This is a genomic window from Geodermatophilus sp. SYSU D00079, assembly GCF_054050635.1.
In genome coordinates, this window is sequence record NZ_JBJGZS010000002.1 from 258,555 (window position 1) to 274,846 (window position 16,292).

15 protein-coding genes are annotated in these 16,292 nt (G+C 74.0%); 10 read left to right on the top strand and 5 right to left on the bottom strand.

Translation table 11 applies throughout. The features are described 5' to 3' along the window. Positions 1-5: 5 nt before the first annotated feature. Positions 6-839 carry a mycofactocin-coupled SDR family oxidoreductase gene (locus tag ACI79E_RS03410; RefSeq protein WP_456931133.1) on the bottom strand — a complete coding sequence of 278 codons (834 nt, stop codon included), beginning with the start codon at positions 837-839 and terminating at the stop codon, positions 6-8. A gap of 210 nt (positions 840-1,049) precedes the next feature. After that, positions 1,050-2,279, bottom strand: coding sequence for a multidrug effflux MFS transporter (locus ACI79E_RS03415; RefSeq protein WP_456931134.1), 1,230 nt, complete (start codon positions 2,277-2,279; stop codon positions 1,050-1,052). A gap of 300 nt (positions 2,280-2,579) precedes the next feature. Here ACI79E_RS03415 and ACI79E_RS03420 point away from each other — a divergent pair, with 300 nt between their 5' ends. The 8 genes from ACI79E_RS03420 to ACI79E_RS03455 all read left to right on the top strand — a co-directional run bounded on the left by ACI79E_RS03420 (position 2,580) and on the right by ACI79E_RS03455 (position 12,163). Then, a complete protein-coding gene (locus tag ACI79E_RS03420) occupies positions 2,580-3,869 on the top strand; it encodes an MFS transporter (RefSeq protein ID WP_456931135.1) in 1,290 nt (429 codons plus the stop codon). A 129-nt stretch (positions 3,870-3,998) separates the two neighbouring features. Further along, positions 3,999-4,850 (top strand): alpha/beta fold hydrolase, encoded by an 852-nt coding sequence (locus ACI79E_RS03425; RefSeq protein WP_456931136.1) that lies wholly within the window; start codon positions 3,999-4,001, stop codon positions 4,848-4,850. 7 nt (positions 4,851-4,857) lie between these two features. Beyond that, positions 4,858-5,715: a fumarylacetoacetate hydrolase family protein gene (locus ACI79E_RS03430; RefSeq protein ID WP_456931137.1), complete on the top strand. Its 858-nt coding sequence runs from the start codon at positions 4,858-4,860 to the stop codon at positions 5,713-5,715. Between the two features lie 246 nt (positions 5,716-5,961). Next, a complete protein-coding gene (locus ACI79E_RS03435) occupies positions 5,962-7,128 on the top strand; it encodes an acyl-CoA dehydrogenase family protein (RefSeq protein WP_456931138.1) in 1,167 nt (388 codons plus the stop codon). 139 nt (positions 7,129-7,267) lie between these two features. Further along, positions 7,268-8,767 carry an MFS transporter gene (locus ACI79E_RS03440; protein ID WP_456931139.1) on the top strand — a complete coding sequence of 500 codons (1,500 nt, stop codon included), beginning with the start codon at positions 7,268-7,270 and terminating at the stop codon, positions 8,765-8,767. Next, a complete protein-coding gene (locus tag ACI79E_RS03445; protein WP_456931140.1) occupies positions 8,764-10,176 on the top strand; it encodes an MFS transporter in 1,413 nt (470 codons plus the stop codon). The genes ACI79E_RS03440 and ACI79E_RS03445 overlap by 4 nt, the downstream gene beginning before the upstream one ends. Positions 10,177-10,335: 159 nt before the next feature. Further along, a complete protein-coding gene (locus ACI79E_RS03450; protein WP_456931141.1) occupies positions 10,336-11,172 on the top strand; it encodes an alpha/beta fold hydrolase in 837 nt (278 codons plus the stop codon). Positions 11,173-11,281: 109 nt separating this feature from the next. After that, on the top strand, positions 11,282-12,163 hold the full coding sequence (locus ACI79E_RS03455) for a VOC family protein (RefSeq protein ID WP_456931142.1): 882 nt from the start codon (positions 11,282-11,284) through the stop codon (positions 12,161-12,163). A gap of 162 nt (positions 12,164-12,325) precedes the next feature. On the opposite strand, the gene ACI79E_RS03460 is transcribed toward ACI79E_RS03455, so the two are convergent. Further along, positions 12,326-13,153, bottom strand: coding sequence for an IclR family transcriptional regulator (locus ACI79E_RS03460; RefSeq protein WP_456931143.1), 828 nt, complete (start codon positions 13,151-13,153; stop codon positions 12,326-12,328). A gap of 264 nt (positions 13,154-13,417) precedes the next feature. On the opposite strand from ACI79E_RS03460, the gene ACI79E_RS03465 reads away from it, so the two are divergent. After that, the gene (locus tag ACI79E_RS03465; protein WP_456931144.1) at positions 13,418-14,425 is read left to right on the top strand and encodes an aldo/keto reductase; all 1,008 of its coding nucleotides are present in this window, start codon (positions 13,418-13,420) and stop codon (positions 14,423-14,425) included. A 64-nt stretch (positions 14,426-14,489) separates the two neighbouring features. Beyond that, positions 14,490-14,984 carry a flavin reductase family protein gene (locus ACI79E_RS03470; RefSeq protein WP_456931145.1) on the top strand — a complete coding sequence of 165 codons (495 nt, stop codon included), beginning with the start codon at positions 14,490-14,492 and terminating at the stop codon, positions 14,982-14,984. Positions 14,985-15,003: 19 nt separating this feature from the next. Here the strand turns inward: ACI79E_RS03470 and ACI79E_RS03475 are convergent, their stop codons facing one another. Further along, on the bottom strand, positions 15,004-15,636 hold the full coding sequence (locus ACI79E_RS03475) for a TetR/AcrR family transcriptional regulator (RefSeq protein ID WP_456931146.1): 633 nt from the start codon (positions 15,634-15,636) through the stop codon (positions 15,004-15,006). Continuing rightward, complete coding sequence (locus tag ACI79E_RS03480) at positions 15,633-16,271, bottom strand: TetR/AcrR family transcriptional regulator (protein WP_456931147.1); 639 nt, start codon at positions 16,269-16,271, stop codon at positions 15,633-15,635. The genes ACI79E_RS03475 and ACI79E_RS03480 overlap by 4 nt, the downstream gene beginning before the upstream one ends. Between the last annotated feature and the right edge of the window lie 21 nt (positions 16,272-16,292).

A 16,292-nucleotide genomic window follows, 5' to 3' on the forward strand; every position in this document is an offset into this window, starting at 1 on the left:
GGGCGTCACTTGACCAGGGCGCCGGCGTCCACCGGCAGCGGCACGCCGGTGATGTACCGGGCGTCGTCGGACACCAGGAACACCAGTGCGCGGCTGATGTCGATCGGCTGGACCCACGGGATCGGCAGGGTGTGCATGGCCTGCGACCGCGGCTCGAAGTCCGCCCGGGTGGGGTTCGGGACGTCGGGGACGAAGACCTTCATCGTCTCGTCGTTCATGATCATGTCGGTCTCGACCTGGGTGGGGTGGATGCTGTTCACCCGGATCCGCTCCGGCCCGTACTCCACGGCGAGGGTGCGCATCAGGCCGACCACGCCGTGCTTGGCGGACACGTAGTGGGAGATGTGCGAGTAGGCCTGGAGGCCGGCCGCGGAGCTGGTGAGCACGATGGCGCCGCCCTGGCCGCCGGCGATGATGTGCGGGATCGCGGCCTTGCAGGTCTGCCAGACGCCGGTGAGGTTGACGTCGATCATCTGCTGCCAGACGTCCAGCGGCAGCTCGTGGGAGGCGTGCGGCAGCGAGCCGATCCCGGCGTTGGCGGCCACGATGTCCAGCCGGCCGAGCTGGGCCACCCCGTCGTCGACCGCGGCGGAGAGGGCGTCGTAGTCGCGGACGTCGGCCTTGGCCGCCACGATCCGGCGGTCCAGTGCCTCCACCTCCCGGACGGTCTCCTGCAGCTTCTCCCAGGTGCCCGTCGGGTAGGGCATCCCCGGGACCTGCTCGCAGACGTCGACGGCGATGACGTCGGCGCCCTCCCGGGCGAGCTCGATCGCGTGGCTGCGCCCCTGTCCCTGCGCTGCTCCGGTGACGAACGCGACCTTGCCCTCGAGCCTGCCCATGACGTCTCCCCTCGCCGGTGCGGTTGTGGCGCCCGTCACCCTAGGGGCAGGCCGCCGGTCGTCGCCCGGGAACCGGGCCCGCGCCGCCTGCGAGCACGGTGGTCGTGCCCAGGGTGAGGACGCCGACCACGTCCAGCCGGGGGACCGCAGCGCGGTGGGCGCACCGTCGAGGGCGAGGGCGCTGCAGGAGCTCGGACCGGCGGTGGCCTCCTATGACGCCGTGGTGGTCAGCGCCGCCTCGGGCACCGTCGCCGGCTCGGGCCGGCGCCACGGCCGGACGACGGTCAGGACCAGCACGACCATGAGCGCGCTCGCCGCCACCATCGTCGCGGCCATGACCGTCCCGGTGGTCCCCGCCAGCGAGGCGAGCGGCGGCAGGACCGCCCCGGCGCCGAACACCATCATGCCGAGCAGGGCCGAGGCGGCCCCTGCCGCCGACCCGTGCGGGGTGAGCGCCAGCGCGGTGCTGTTGGCACCCACGCCGCTGAGGCAGGCGACGACGAGGAACAGCGGCACGAGCACCGCGACCAGCTCCCCGCTGAGCGCGCCGGCGAGCAGCGCGGCCGACGCGGTGAGCACGAGCAGCACTGACGCCACGAGCAGCCGGGCCGGGCCCAGGCGCATGACCAGCGCCCCGTTGAGCTGGCCGCCCAGCACCAGGCCCACGGCGTTGGCCGCGAACACCAGGGAGAAGCCCTGTGCGCTGAGGCCGTGCTCCTCCTGCAGCACGAACGAGCTCATCGAGATGTAGGTGAACAGCACGCTGCCCTGCAGCGCGTTGACCGCGAGGTGGCCGGCGAAGGTGCGGTCGGTGAGCAGTCCGCCCATCTGGCGCAGCTGCGCCCCGACCCCGGCGGTGTGCCGCATCACGGCGGGGAGGGTCTCGGGCAGCGCCGCCCGCGAGCCGAGCAGGATGACCGCCCCCACCACCGCCAGGGCCACGAACAGCCCCCGCCAGTCGGCGAACCGCAGGATCTGCGCGCCGAGCACCGGCGCGATGACCGGCGCCAGGCCGAAGACCAGCACCAGGTGGGAGAAGACGCGGGCGGCCTGCCTGCCGTCGAACAGGTCACGGACCACGGCCCGCGCGATGACGATGCCCGCGCCGCCGGCCAGGCCCTGGACGAGGCGCAGGGTCAGCAGCAGCCAGATCGAGGGGGCCAACGCGCACAGCGCCGAGGTCAGCACGAACAGCGCCACCCCGACCAGCAGCGGGCGGCGGCGGCCCAGCCGGTCGCTGAGCGGACCGGTGACCAGCTGCCCCAGGGCCAGGCCGACCAGGCAGGTGGCCATGGTGGCCTGGGCCAGGGACGGAGAGGTGCGCAGCGCCCCGGCCATGTCCGGCAGGCCCGGCAGGTAGAGATCGGTCGCGAGCGGGCCGAAGGCGGTCAGCGCGCCGAGGACCAGGTAGAGGCGGCGGGGGGTCCGCGGCTGCGCCATGGGGCTCCTGACGTCGGTCGGGTCGTTGCTCCGGCCAACGGTTCCCCATCCGCGGGGGTCCGGCGAGGACGTCGTCCCGGGGTGCGGAACGGGGGTTGCCCAGCAGCGCGGACCGGTCCACGGAACGGCACGCGGGTGTTGTCCAGATCACTCCCGTGGCGGTGTCCTGGCGCCCCCCGACACCCCCGGAGGTGCGCGACGCCGGAGTGACGGGCTCGTCCAGCCATCCCGAACACCCAGGTTCCCGCCTGACGCCCGCCACCGGAGCGCGGAGCAGCGTCAGCTACCACAGGAGTACTCATGGCTTCCACTGCGGCGCGACGACGTTCATGGGTCGTCGTCGGCTCCTCCACCTTCGCGTTGACCCTGTCGGTCAACACGCTGGTCCTCGCCCCGTTCGGCATCATGATCACGCCGATCAGCGAGGACTTCGGCTGGTCGCGGTCCACGGTCACCGGTGCGCTGAGCCTCTACGCCCTCACGGCCGCGCTGGTCATGCCCTTCATGGGCGGGCTGCTGGACAGGTACGGCTTCCGCAAGGTGGTCATCTCCGGCGCCCTCATCAGCGGCGTCCTGCTGAGCGTGCTGTCCTTCGCGCCACCGTCGATCGGCATCTGGTTCGTCCTCATGGCCATCCTCGGCGTCACGACGACACCGCAGAACGGCGTGCCGTACTACAAGCTCGCCTCCCAGTGGCTGGACGGCCGCCGGGGCCTGGCCATGGGCATCATCGGGACCGGCGGCGCCATCGGCGGCGCCCTGGTGCCCCAGTACGTCGGCGTGCTGCTCGACAACTTCGACTGGCAGCTGACCTTCCTCGGCCTCGGCGTGCTGCTGGTCATCGTCGTGGTGCCGGTCGCCGCCACCCTGCTGCGTGAGCCGCGCCGCGAGGAGATCCCGGACCTGGGCGTGCGCCACGAGGGCGGCATCCTGCCGGGGCTGAGCTGGCGCGAGGCCGTGCGCACCCGGCAGTTCTGGCAGCTGTTCGTCGTCGTGCTCCTGGTCGGCTCGGCCATCCCGGGCGTGATCGTGCAGATGGCCCCCCTCCTGATGGACCGCGGCGCCACCACCTCGCAGGTGATCGGCGTGGTGTCGGCCATGGGCATCGCGACGCTGGTCGGCCGGCTGCTCGGCGGGTTCCTGCTCGACCGCTTCTTCGCCCCGCTCGTGGCCGGCTTCGTCTTCGCGATGCCGATCGTGGGCTTCCTGCTCATCGCCAACGGCGGGTTCGGCCTCGCGGTGGTCGGCGCCCTGCTGGTCGGGGCGGCGCTCGGCGGTGAGGGCGACCTGGTCTCCTACATGACCTCGCGCTACATGGGCGTCCGGTTCTTCGGCCAGATCTACGGCATCTTCATGGCCGTGCTGGCCCTGGGTTACTCGGTGGGCCCGATCGCCTTCGCCGCGGTGTACGACGCGACCGGCTCCTACAACCCGGCGCTGCTGGCCTTCGGCATCGGGCTGGCCGCCTCGGTCGCCCTGGTGCTCGGGATCGGCAAGTACCGCTACCCGCCGGTCGACGAGCAGGTCGACGCCACGGACGACGCCACGGACGAGGACGACCAGGGGGTGCTCACCGCCCCGGTGGCGTAGCCGTCTGCCGTCCCTCCGTCCCCGTGCCGCCCGGCGTCCCGCCGGGCGGCACGGGGCGCTTTGTGACCCTCGCAGCCGTCGGTTGGATCGAGACGTACGCCACCCCACAGACCACAGGGAGCCGCCGACATGGCCGTCGAGTTGACCGACGAGGGCACGAGCCGCTACGTGCAGACCCGCAGCTGGAAGATCCACTACAACGAGGCCGGCGAGGGCCACCCGGTGGTCCTGCTGCACGGCAGCGGCCCCGGCGCCACCGGCTGGAGCAACTTCCGGCCCAACATCGGCCCGCTGTCCGAGGGCTTCCGGGTGCTGGCGATGGACGCCCCCGGCTGGGGCCGCTCCGACGCCGCGACGCCGGACGTCTACGACCACCCCAACGCGGTGCTCGAGTTCATGGACGCCCTCGGCATCGAGAAGGCGGCGCTGGTCGGCAACTCGATGGGCGGCATGACCGCGCTGACCTTCGCCGCCCGGTACCCCGAGCGGATCAGCCACCTGATCACCATGGGGCCGGGCAGCTTCTTCTCCATCCCCACCCTCTTCGGCGCCGGCGACGGCCCCACCGAGGGGCTGAAGGTCCTGGCCCAGGGCTACCACGACCCCTCGCCGGCGACGATCAAGCGGCTGGTCGAGATCATGACCTTCTCGCCGGAGTTCGCGACCGACGAGCTGGCCCGGGTCCGCTCCGACGCCGCCACCTCCCGCCCGGACCACCTGGCCAACTGGATCACCGGCATGGCCGGCGGCGGCCCGGTGCGCACCATGGCCACCCCCGAGCAGGTCGCCGGCATCGCGACGCCGGCCCTGCTCATCCACGGCCGCGACGACCGCGTGGTGCACTTCGAGCACTCGCTGCGGCTGGTCTCGATGATCAGGAACTCGCGGCTGGTGCTGCTCAACCAGTGCGGGCACTGGGCGCAGATCGAGCACGCCGCCGAGTTCAACCGGCTGGTCGCCGACTTCGTCACCAACGCCTGACGGCGCCGTGAAGCTCGTCTCCTTCGCGCCCGCGGGGACCCCCGGGACGGCCGACGCCGTCCCGGGGGTCCTCGCGGCCGACGACCGCGCCGTCGTCCGCCTGCCGTTCGCCTCGGTGCTCGAGGTGCTGGACCGGTGGGACGAGGTGGCCCCCCGGCTGGCGGAGCTCGCCACCGCGGGGGACGCCGTCCCGCTGGCCGAGGTGCGGCTCACCGCCCCGGTGCCCCGGCCCCGGACGCTGACCGCCGTCGGCCTCAACTACCGCGACCACGCCGCCGAGACCGGTGCCGCGGTACCGGCCGAGCCGATGTTCTTCCTGCTGCACCCGGCCTCGGTCACCGGCCCGGACGAGACCGTCGTCCTGCCGGCGGAGTCACGCGCCGTCGACTACGAGGGCGAGCTCGGCGTCGTCATCGGCCGCGTCGGCGCCCACATCCCGATCGAGCAGGCCGCCGACCACATCGCCGGCTACACCATCTGCAACGACCTCTCCGCGCGCGACGTCCAGCGCCGCATGGGCCAGTGGGGGGCGGCGAAGTCCTTCCCCGGCTTCAGCCCGTGCGGCCCCTGGCTGGTGACCGCCGACGAGGTCGGCGACCCGCAGGCCCTGGGCATCGCCACCACGGTCGACGGGCGCACGCTGCAGAAGTCCACGACCGCCGAGATGGTCTTCTCCTGCGCCGAGCTGGTGAGCCGGATCAGCGCGGTCTGGCCGCTGCAACCCGGTGACCTGATCGCCACCGGGACGCCCGCCGGGGTCGGCATCGGCCGCACGCCACCGGTCCTGCTCGCCGACGGCGACGTGGTGGAGGTGACGATCGAGCGGCTGGGCACCCTGCGCACCACCCTGCGCGCCGCTCCCTGAGCAGCCCGTGCCCGCGCCCGGCACGACCCGCCCCCCGGACGACGACGGCCGCCCTCCCCGCCCGCGCGGGGAGGGCGGCCGTCGCCGTGCCCGCGGTGCGGTCCGCACGCTCTGCGCGTCGGCGGCGCGCGCCTGGACCGCCCGTTCCAGCAGGCGGCACCGCTGCCTTTGTCCCCGCAGTGACCGCCGACACGATCGGGAGCGTCGGTCGCCTTGGCCGTCACCACCCGGATCGGAGGACGAGAGATGCACGAGGTCCAGGAGCGTGTCGAGGAGATCGCCGACTACCTCGAGTCGCACGCCGCGGAGGCGGAGCAGGAGGGACGCCTGCCGGCGGAGACGGCGGACAAGCTCCGCGAGGCCGGGGTGATCCGCATGCTGCAGCCCAAGGACTACGGCGGCTTCGAGTCCACCCCCGACGAGTTCTTCGCGGCCGTGATGGCCGTCGGGGCGCGCAACCCCGCCGCCGGCTGGGTCTCCGGCGTCGTCGGCGTCCACCCCTGGCAGCTGGGCCAGTTCCCGGTGAAGCTGCAGGACGAGTTGTGGGGCCAGGATCCCGACACCTGGATCGCCTCCCCGTACGCGCCGATGGGCCGGGCCAAGCCGGTCGAGGGCGGCTTCGAGTTCACCGGCCGCTGGCCGTTCTCCTCGGGCACGGACAACTGCGACTGGATCATCCTCGGCGGCCTGCTCACCGACCAGGACGGGAACATCGCCAACCCCACGCCGCGGCACTTCGTCCTGCCGCGCGAGGACTACACCATCCACCACGACTCCTGGGACGTCGTGGGCCTGCGCGGCACCGGCTCCAAGGACGTGTCGGTCCACGGCGCCTTCGTGCCCGAGTACCGGGTCGGCCTGCTGGAGAAGTTCGACCACGGCGTCCAGGCCCGCGAGGTCGGCCGGGAGAACCCGCTCTACACGATCCCGTTCGGCTCGATCTTCCCCGCGGCCATCAACGCCGGGACCCTCGGCATGGCCGAGGGCGCGCTGGCCGCCTTCGTCAACTACACCCGCAACCGCAAGACCGTCCACGGTGCGGCGACGAGCACCGACCCCGCCCAGCTCTCCGCGCTCGGCGAGGCGTCGGCCGACATCGCCGCCAGCCGGGTGCACTTCCTCGACGACTGGAAGCGGGTCATGGACGTCGTCGAGCGGGGGGAGACGCTCAGCGACGAGTTCCGCCTGGAACTGCGCCGCAACGGGGTGCGCGCGGTGCGCCGCGCCGTCGACGCCGTCGACCGGCTCTTCGCCCACTCCGGGGGCGGCTCGCTGCGGCTGAGCCAGCCGATGCAGCGCTTCTGGCGGGACTGCCACGCCGGGCTCGTGCACATCTGCAACGTCGCCGACCCGGTGTACCAGGCCTTCGGGCTGAAGACCTTCGGCCACGAGCCGGAGCGCCAGGGCTGGTGACGCGACCCGCCTCCGCGGCCGTGGACCGGCCGCGGAGGCGGTGTACACGGGGGATGGGGAGATCGGGAGGGGACGCGTGAGGGTCGGCCGGGGACGCCGTCGACGGGACACGGCCGGTGCGCCGCGGTCGGCCTGGGCCGTGCTCGCGGTCGTCTTCGTGGCGACGGTGCTGATGTCGCTGTCGGGCACGATGCTCACCATCGCCCTGCCCGCGGTGGTCGACGACCTGCAGGCCAGCACGGTGGAGGCCACCTGGATCTTGCTGGGCTACATGCTGGTCAACACCTCGCTGCTGGTCGTCATGGGCCAGGTCGCCGACTCCGTCGACCGGCGCCGGATGTTCCTCGCCGGGCTGGCCCTCTACACCGCCGCCAGCGCCGGCCTCGGGTCGGCGCCGACCGCCGAGGTGTTCCTGGCGCTGCGGGCGCTGCAGGGCGTGGCCGCCGCCGTGCTGCTGTGCAACGCGGTCACCATCCTCGCCGCGGTCTTCCCCCGGCACCTGCTCAACCGGGCCATGGGGGTCTACCTCGCCGGCTTCTCCGTCGCCCAGGTGGCCGGCCCCAGCCTCGGCGGCCTGGTGACGACGTGGTTCGGCTGGCGGTGGCTGTTCTGGGCCACCGTGCCGATCGGCGTGGCCGCCCTCGCCGGCGGGTGGCGGCTGCTGCGCACCATCCCGGCCGCCCCGCTCGGCACCGGGCGGGTGGACGTCGTCGGCAACGCCATCGTGCTGGTCGGGCTGGCCGCCCTGCTGCTGGGCCTGTCCACGGCCAGCCGCGAGGGGTGGACCGACCCGGTCGTGGTCGGCGGCATCGCCGCGTTCGCCGTCCTGTTCCCGGTCTTCCTGCTCGTCGAGCGCCGCGCCACTCGGCCGGCCATCGACCTGGCGCTGTTCCGTGTCCGGTCGTTCTCCCTGTCCCTGGCCGCCGGGTTCCTGCTGGCCATGCCGCGGATGACCGTCGTGATCGTCATGGGCCTGTACTTCCAGGGGGTGCAGGGCGACACCGCGCTGCGCGCCGCGATCGAGGTGACCCCGCTGGCCGTGGGGCTGACCGTGGGGGCGCTGGTCGCCGACGGGCTCACCCGCTGGGTGGACGAGCGCCGGCTGGTGGTCGCCTCGGCCGTGGTCTGCGTGGCCGGGATGGGCGGGCTGGTGTGGGCGGTCGCCGTCGGGGGCCCGTCGCTGCCGGTGCTGGTGACCCTGGGCCTGATCGGCCTGGGCAACGGCGTCCTGCACCCGCTGAACTCGACCATGCTCATGCGCAGCGCCCCCCTGGAGCGCACCGGGGGGGTCAACGCAATCCGCGTGATGGCCCAGTCGGGGGGCATGACGCTGTCCACTGCCGTGGCCGTGACTGTGGTGGTCGGCGGCGTCTCGGCGGCCACCGCCGACCTGTTCTTCGCCGGCCAGGGGAGCGCCCTCACCGCCGGCCAGTTCGCCGACCTCACCGGCGGCTTCGTCGCGGCCCTCGGCGTCCTCACCGGGATGCTCGTCCTGGGCCTGGTCATCGCCGTCGTCCAGCTGCGGACGCCGGTGGGTCCGGCCCCCGATCCCGCCCCCGGCGCCGGCCCCGTCCCCGATCCGCCGCCGGCGACTCGCGCCGCCGGTGCCCCGCTGACGACCGCGCCCGGTCCCCGGTGACCCGGGTCTCCGGCGAGCGCGTCGACGGGGACGCGGCGGAGCCCTCGGCCGGGGCGGTCGAGCCCCCGGCCGGGGCGGGGGAGGGCGACGACGCCGCGCTGACCCTCGCGCGCACCGGTCCGCCGGTCGAGCCCCCGCCCGTGCCGCCGGCGCCGCGCGGGCTGCGGCACGCCCTGCGTGCCTTCCGCCACCGCGACTACGCGATCTTCTGGTGCGGGGCGCTGGTGTCCAACACCGGCGGCTGGCTGTCCAACCTCACTGTCCCCTATGTGCTGTACCAGCTGACCGGCAGCGCCTTCTGGGTCGGGCTGGCCTCGGTCGCGCAGTTCGCCCCCGGCCTGCTACTGGGCCCGCTCGGCGGGGCGCTGGCCGACCGGCACGACCGGCGGCGGGTGCTGCTGGTGACCCAGAGCTGCATGGCGATGGCCGCGCTGCTGCTGTGGGGCGCCTGGGCCGGCGGCCTGCGCGACCCGGTGCTCGTGCTCGCCCTGCTGGCCGTGGCCGGCTCGCTGGTCGGGGTCAACATGCCCAGCTGGCAGTCGTTCGTGAACGACCTGGTGCCCCGCGAGGACCTCGTCTCGGCCGTCACGCTCAACTCCCTGCAGTTCAACGCGGCGCGCTCGCTGGGGCCGGGGATCGCCGGCGTGCTGCTGGCCGCCTTCGGGCCGGCGTGGGCGTTCCTGCTCAACGGGCTGTCGTTCACCTTCGTGCTCACCGCGCTGGCCGTCGTCCGGCCGGCGCGGCGGGCGGGGCCGCGGCCACCGCGCGAGCCGGTGCTGCGCGCCTTCCGCGCCGCGATCCGCTACACCCGCGGGCAGCCGGGCATCCTCGTCGGCTTCCTCGTCACGGTGGTCGTAGCGGTGCTGGGCAACCCGGTCTTCCAGTTCACCGTCGTCTTCGCCGAGGACGAGCTGGGGGTGGGCCCGGTCGGCCTCGGCCTGCTCAACGTCGCCTTCGGCGTGGGGGCGGTGCTGGCCGCGCCGCTGATCTCGGGAGGACGGCGGAGCACCGCCGCGGGCACCGTGCGGTGGGGGCTGCTGGCCTACGGCCTGGCCGTCGTCGCCTTCGGGCTGGCCCCCACCTTCCCGGTGGCGCTCGTCGCCCTCGTCGTGGTCGGCGGGGCGTTCCTCGCCGTCATCTCGGCGGTCAACACCTCGGTGCAGATGATGGTCGACGACGCCGTCCGGGGTCGGGTGCTCGCGCTGCGGATCATGGTCTTCACCGGCACCACCCCGGTGGGCGCGCTGCTGCAGGGCTGGGTCGCCGACCTCGTGGGCCCCCGCCCGACCGTCGTGGGCGCCGGCGTGCTGCTCCTGGTGGCCTTCGCCGTCCTCGCGCGGTGGCGCGGCCGGCTGCGGCTGGCCCGCCTCGACGACCAGCGCGAGGACCGCGTCCCAGAGCCCGCCTGACCGCCGTCCCGGGCTCTGCCCGACAGCCCGTCGCGGGGCCCCGCCCGGCCGCCCGTCCGGGGTGGGCGTTCCGCAGCGTGGCACCGCTTCGTTCCGTCGTCCGGCGGCGGCGGCCACGCTGCAGGCACCGACAGCACCCCACGAGACGAGGAGACCGACGTGCCCCAGGACCTGACGGCGGAGGCCACGAGCCGCACGGTGCAGACGCCCAGCGGCAAGATCCACTACAACGAGGCCGGCGAGGGCCACCCGATCCTCATGCTGCACGGCAGCGGCCCGGGCGCGACCGGCTGGAGCAACTTCGGGCCCAACATGAAGGCGCTTGCCGACGACTTCCGCGTGATCGCCGCGGACATGCCCGGCTGGGGCCAGTCCGACGCCGTCACCGCGGACGAGCGCGACCACGTGACCGCCGCCCTGCACCTGCTGGACGCCCTGGGCATCGAGAAGGCGGCCTTCGTCGGCAACTCGATGGGCGGCGCCACCACCCTGCGCTTCGCGACCGAGCACCCCGACCGCATGTCCCACCTGATCACCATGGGCGCCGGCTCACCGGGCCCGGTGCTGTTCCAGCCCGGTGACGGCCCCACCGAGGGCCTGAAGATCCTGCAGAAGGGCTACCGCGACCCCTCGCCGGAGGTCATGCGCGAGCTGGTCGACATCATGACCTTCGACCCCGCGTTCGCCAGCGACGAGCTGGTCGCCCAGCGCTCCGAGGCGGCCCGGTCGCGGCCGGACCACCTGGCCAACTTCATCGCCGGCATGGGCGGCCCGCGCCCCTGGGTCGACCCCGCGGCGCTGGTCCGGGTCCGCATCCCCGCGCTGCTCTTCCACGGCCGCGACGACCGGGTCGTGCACTACGAGCACTCCCTGAAGCTGGTCGCGCTCATCCCGGACGCGCGGCTGGTGCTGCTCAACCGCTGCGGCCACTGGGCCCAACTCGAGCACGCCACCGAGTTCAACCGGCTCGTCCGGGACTTCGTCCTGAACCGCTGACCGCCCATCCCACTCCCCGGCACGCGTTCCTGGACCCCTCCCGGGGACCTGCGGAGCATCCGTGCCGGACCCACCCCACATCACCCGAAGAGATCCCGGAGGGAACGCCATGGCCGAAGTCGTCGGCTTGGGATACGCGATCGTCGAGGCGCGTGACCTCGGCGCGTGGAAGGAGTTCGCCTGCGACCTGCTCGGCCTGCAGGCCGTCGTCGCCACCGAGGAGCGCCTGCTCCTGCGGATGGACGACAAGGCCTACCGGGTCGACGTGCGCCGCGGCGACGCCGACGCGGTCACCGTGCTCGGCTGGGAGGTCAAGGGCCCGGAGGAACTCGAGGAGCTGGCCGCCTCGCTGGAGGAGCACGGCTTCGCGGTCAAGCGCGGCGACGCCACGCTGGCCCGGGAGCGGCAGGTCAGCGGGATCGTCTCCTTCGACGACCCGGAGGGGCTGCGGCTGGAGCTGTTCTACGGCCTCAAGAAGGACAAGGAGCGCTTCGTCTCGCCGACCGGGGCGCGCTTCGTCACCGGCACGGGCGGCCTGGGCCACGCGTTCCAGATGGTCCACGACAACGACGCCTACACGAAGCTGTACCTGGACGTCCTGGGCTTCAAGCTGAGCGACTACATCGACTTCGGCCCGGACACGTACGGCACCTTCACCCACGCCAACCCGCGGCACCACTCGTTCGCGTGGGCGCCGATCCCGTTCCTGCCGCAGGGCGTCGGGCACCTCATGTTCGAGGTCGACGAGCTCGACATCGTCGGGCGGGCGTGGGACGAGGTGCAGGCCGGGGCGGCGCCCATCGCCTCGACCTTCGGCAAGCACTCCAACGACGAGATGCTGTCGTTCTACGTGAAGACGCCCTCGGGCTTCCAGGTCGAGTACGGCTACGGCGGCAAGCTCATCGACGACGCCACCTGGACGCCGTCCCGGTACGACGTCCCGAGCTACTGGGGCCACAAGAAGACCGACCCCAACGAGCCCGACGTCTGAGCCGACCCGGTCCACCCGAGATGACCCCGCTGCGGAGCACGGCCCCGGCCGGCTCCGCAGCGGCGTCCCGGGGGTGTGCACGGACCACCCCGCGCACGCGAGGAGGGCCGGGCCCGCAGGTGCGGACCCGGCCCTCCTGGGCGGTTGGCGTGCTGGGGCGGCTCAGGCGGCCTGGGCGGCGGTGTACTCGGCGGCGATCCGGGCCGCGGCGCGACGGACGTGCGCGGCGTTGACGCTCGGGTTGAAGCGGGTGGTCGAGCCGGACACCGAGATGGCGGCCACGGCCCGCCCGTCGACGAGGATCGGCGCCGCGACGCAGGTCAGCCCCAGCGCGGCCTCCTCGCGGTCGAAGGCGATGCCGGTGGTCCGCACCCGGCCGAGCTCGTGGAGGAAGCGGCCGGGCTCGGCGATGGAGTACGGGGTCCGGCGCTCGAGGCCGGCGGAGACCACGCGGCGGACGGTGTCGGGGTCCCGGTAGGCGAGCACCGCCTTGCCCAGGCCCACGCAGGCGGCCGGCATGCGGCTGCCGACGGAGGTGGGGGTCTGGACGGCGCGGAGACCGTGGATCTTCTCCAGGTACACCACGTCGACGCCCTCCAGGACGCCCAGGTGCACCACGTTGCCGGTGCTCACGTACAGCTCGCTGAGGTAGGGCAGGGCGAGGTCGCGCAGCCCGCGGGGCCGGCAGTGGTGCACCCGGTTGCCCAGCTCGAACAGCCGCCAGCCGAGGCGGTAGTCGGTGCCGGTGCGCTCCACGTAGCCACCCTGCTCCAGGTAGGCCAGCAGCCGGAACGCGGTCGACTTCGGGACGCCGGCCCGGCGGGCCAGCTCGCTGACCCCCAGGCTCGGCCCGGCCAGCCGGAAGGCGTCGAGCAGCTGCAGGGCCTTGCTCACCGACGTGGGTGCTCCGGCGCGGTCGGTGCCGCCGGGCCCGGGCCCGACGGGGGACGGCGGGGCGGCGGGGGAGGCGACCTCGGCGGTGAGGGTCATGGCGGAGCCCTTCTGTCGGGGGTACCGGGACCGGTGGGTGATCGCTGTGATCGCGATCACCGGAGACGCCCTCACTGTAGTGATCGGTACAGAGAACGGAAGGGTCATCCGGCACTCGATCGGGTTCCGCTTCTCCGGCCCGCGGCTGACCTGCGCGTCGGCCGACGCCCGGTGGGCCGCCGTGCCGCGGAGTGGAACGCCGTGATGGCCACGGCCGCCCGTCTGGCCTCGGATGCGGGGGCACGGCAGACCGAGGAGGAGCCCATGACGAGCACGATCGCCACCCTGCCCCGCCGGCGGCTGGGCACCAGCAACATCACGGTGTCGGTGTGCGGGCTGGGCGGCAACGTCTTCGGCCCGCCCCGGCTCGACGCAGCCGGCACCCGCGAGGTCCTGGCCGCCGCGCTCGACCTCGGCGTGGACCTCGTCGACACCGCCGACGTGTACGGCCAGGGGCAGTCGGAGAGCCTGGTCGGCCAGGCGCTCGGCACCCGCCGCGACCGGATGGTCATCGCGACCAAGTTCAACCTGCGGCAGCTCGAGGGCGCCTCGGTCGCCGCCCACGTCCGCCGGTCGGCCGAGGCCAGCCTGCGCCGCCTGGGCACCGACCGCATCGACCTCTACCAGCTGCACGCCCCCCGCGACGGGGTGGACACCGCCGAACTCGTCGACGTCCTCGACGACCTGGTGCGCGAGGGCAAGGTGCGGGCCCTGGGGATCTGCAACGCCAGCGCGTGGCGGCTCAGCGATGCCGCCCACCTGGCCGGTGCCCGCGGCCGCCGGACCTTCGCCACCGTGCAGGACTACTACCACCTGCTCGCCCGCGGGCTGGAGGCCGAGGTGCTGCCCTACGCGCAGCGCACCGGCGTCGGCGTGCTGCCCTACCACCCGCTGGCCGGCGGGTTCCTCAGTGGCAAGTACCGCCTCGGTGCCCCGCGCCCGGCCGGCACCCGCGGCGCGGCGGGCAGCGGCATCGTCGACACGATGGACACCCCGGCCAACCACACGGCCCTCGACCGGCTGCGCGGCGTCGCCGACCGGTTGGGCCGCCCGCTCAGCGAGCTGGCCCTGGCCTGGCTGGCCGGCCGCCCCGGCGTCACCTCGGTCATCGCCGGGGTCAGCAGCGTCGAGCAGCTGCGGTCCAACGTCGCCGGCTGCAGCTGGCAGCTCGACCCCGCCGTCGTGGCCGAGCTGGACGAGGTCACCGCCCCCGGCGGGGTGTGGAGCCCCGAGCGGCTGCCGTACGCGGCCGCGCGGCCGGCCGCCTCCTGAGCGCCGTCCCGGACAGCGGCACGCGCCCCGTGCCCGGCGGCTCCGCGGTGCCGAGACTCGGGGCATGACGCTGATCCAGGACGTCGACCCGGCGCGCTTCCGGACGACCCTCGGGCACCACCCGACCGGTGTCGTGCTCGTCACCGCGATCGACGCGGCCGGGGAGCCGGTCGGCATGGTCGTCGGCTCGTTCGCCTCCGTGTCGCTGGACCCGCCGCTGGTCGCGTTCCTGCCCACCCGAGGGTCCGCGCGCTTCGCGCGGCTGCGCACCGCCTCGTCGTTCTGTGTCAACGTGCTGGCGCACGACCAGGACGACCTGTGCCGGGCCTTCGCGACCAAGGGCGCCGACGGCTTCCCGGGTGTCGCCTGGACGCCGTCCCCGTCCGGCGCTCCGGTCCTGGCCGGCGTCGTCGCCTGGGTGGACTGCACCGTCGAGTCGGTCACCGACGCCGGTGACCACCACCTCGTGATGGGCCGGGTGCGGGACCTCGACGTGGTCAACCCGGTTCCGCCGCTGCTGTTCTTCCAGGGCGGGTTCGGCCGGTTCGCCCCGCTGTGACCGCGCCGGCGGCGCCGGGTCAGCAGCCGTCCGCGGCCGCCTCCGTGACCACCGCCGCCACCGTGCCGACGAGCAGGTCGACCAGCTCGGCGGGGTCCCACGGCTCGTCGATCTGTGTCGCCAGGAAGTAGCCGTCGGTGGTGGCGATGAGGAACCGGGCCAGCGTGCGCGCCAACTCGGGGTGGCGGGCCCGCACGTCGTCGCCGAGCCCGTCGCTGAACCAGGCGGTGATGCTCCCCTCCACCTCGACCCGGATCCGCAGGTAGCGGGTGCGGGCGGCCGGCTCGGTCGCCCGGTTCTCCAGCGTGATCATCTGACCGATGCGGAGGAAGTCCGGCGCGTCGGCCAGGCTGCGCACGGAGCGGTCCAGCATGTACCGCAGCCGGTCGGGCAGGGTGTCGCCCGGGGTGGACGGCGACCAGTCCGGCTGGCCGGCCATCCACTGCTCGAAGCTGTGCGCGACCACCTCGGCGAGCAGCTCGTCCTTGTCCTTGAAGAACCAGTAGACCGAGCTGACCGGCAGGCCGGAGCGCTGGGTGACCTTGGAGATCGTGGTGCCTTCGTAGCCGGCCTCGGCGGCGATCGCGGCCGCCGCGGCGAGGATCCGCTCGCGGGACCCCTCGGCCTGCGCCGAGCGCGGGGGGCGGGTCACGCCGGCACCGGCAGGGCGCGGGTGACCGCGGCGTGCACCCCGCTCGCGAGCACGTCGACGATCGCGTCCCGGTCCCAGCTCGGGTCGGCGCGCAGCGCGATGAACATGCCGTCCATGGCGGCCAGCAGGAAGCGGACCAGGCGGGCGGGTAGCCGCGGGTCGGCCGCGAGCGCCTCGGCCGGCAGCAGCGCCTCCCACGCGCGCACGTTGAGTTCGCGGGTCTCGCGGCGCACCTCGAGGAAACGCCGGCGGGCGGCGGGCTCGGCGACCCGCTCCTCCAGGGAGAGCATCAGCCCGAGCCGCCAGAACTCCGGCGAGGCGGCGAGCGCCTGGGCCCCCGCGTGCACCCGGGAGCGCAGCCGCTCGCGCAGGTCGGCCGGCCCCTCGGTGCTCCGCAGCGGCGGCATCGACGCCCGCCACTGGCGGTAGCTGAACTCCAGGGCCTCGGCCAGCAGCTCGTCCTTGCTGCCGAAGTGCCAGTAGATCGAGCTGGCGGGCAGCCCGGCGCGCTCGGTGACCAGGCCGAGGCTGGTGCCGTCGTACCCGCGTTCGGCCGCGATGGCCAGGGTGGCCTCGAGGATCCGCCGGCGTGACTCCTCGCCCTGGCGGTGCCGGCGATCGGTCTTCCTCGGCATGTACTCCCCGTTCGGCGTCCC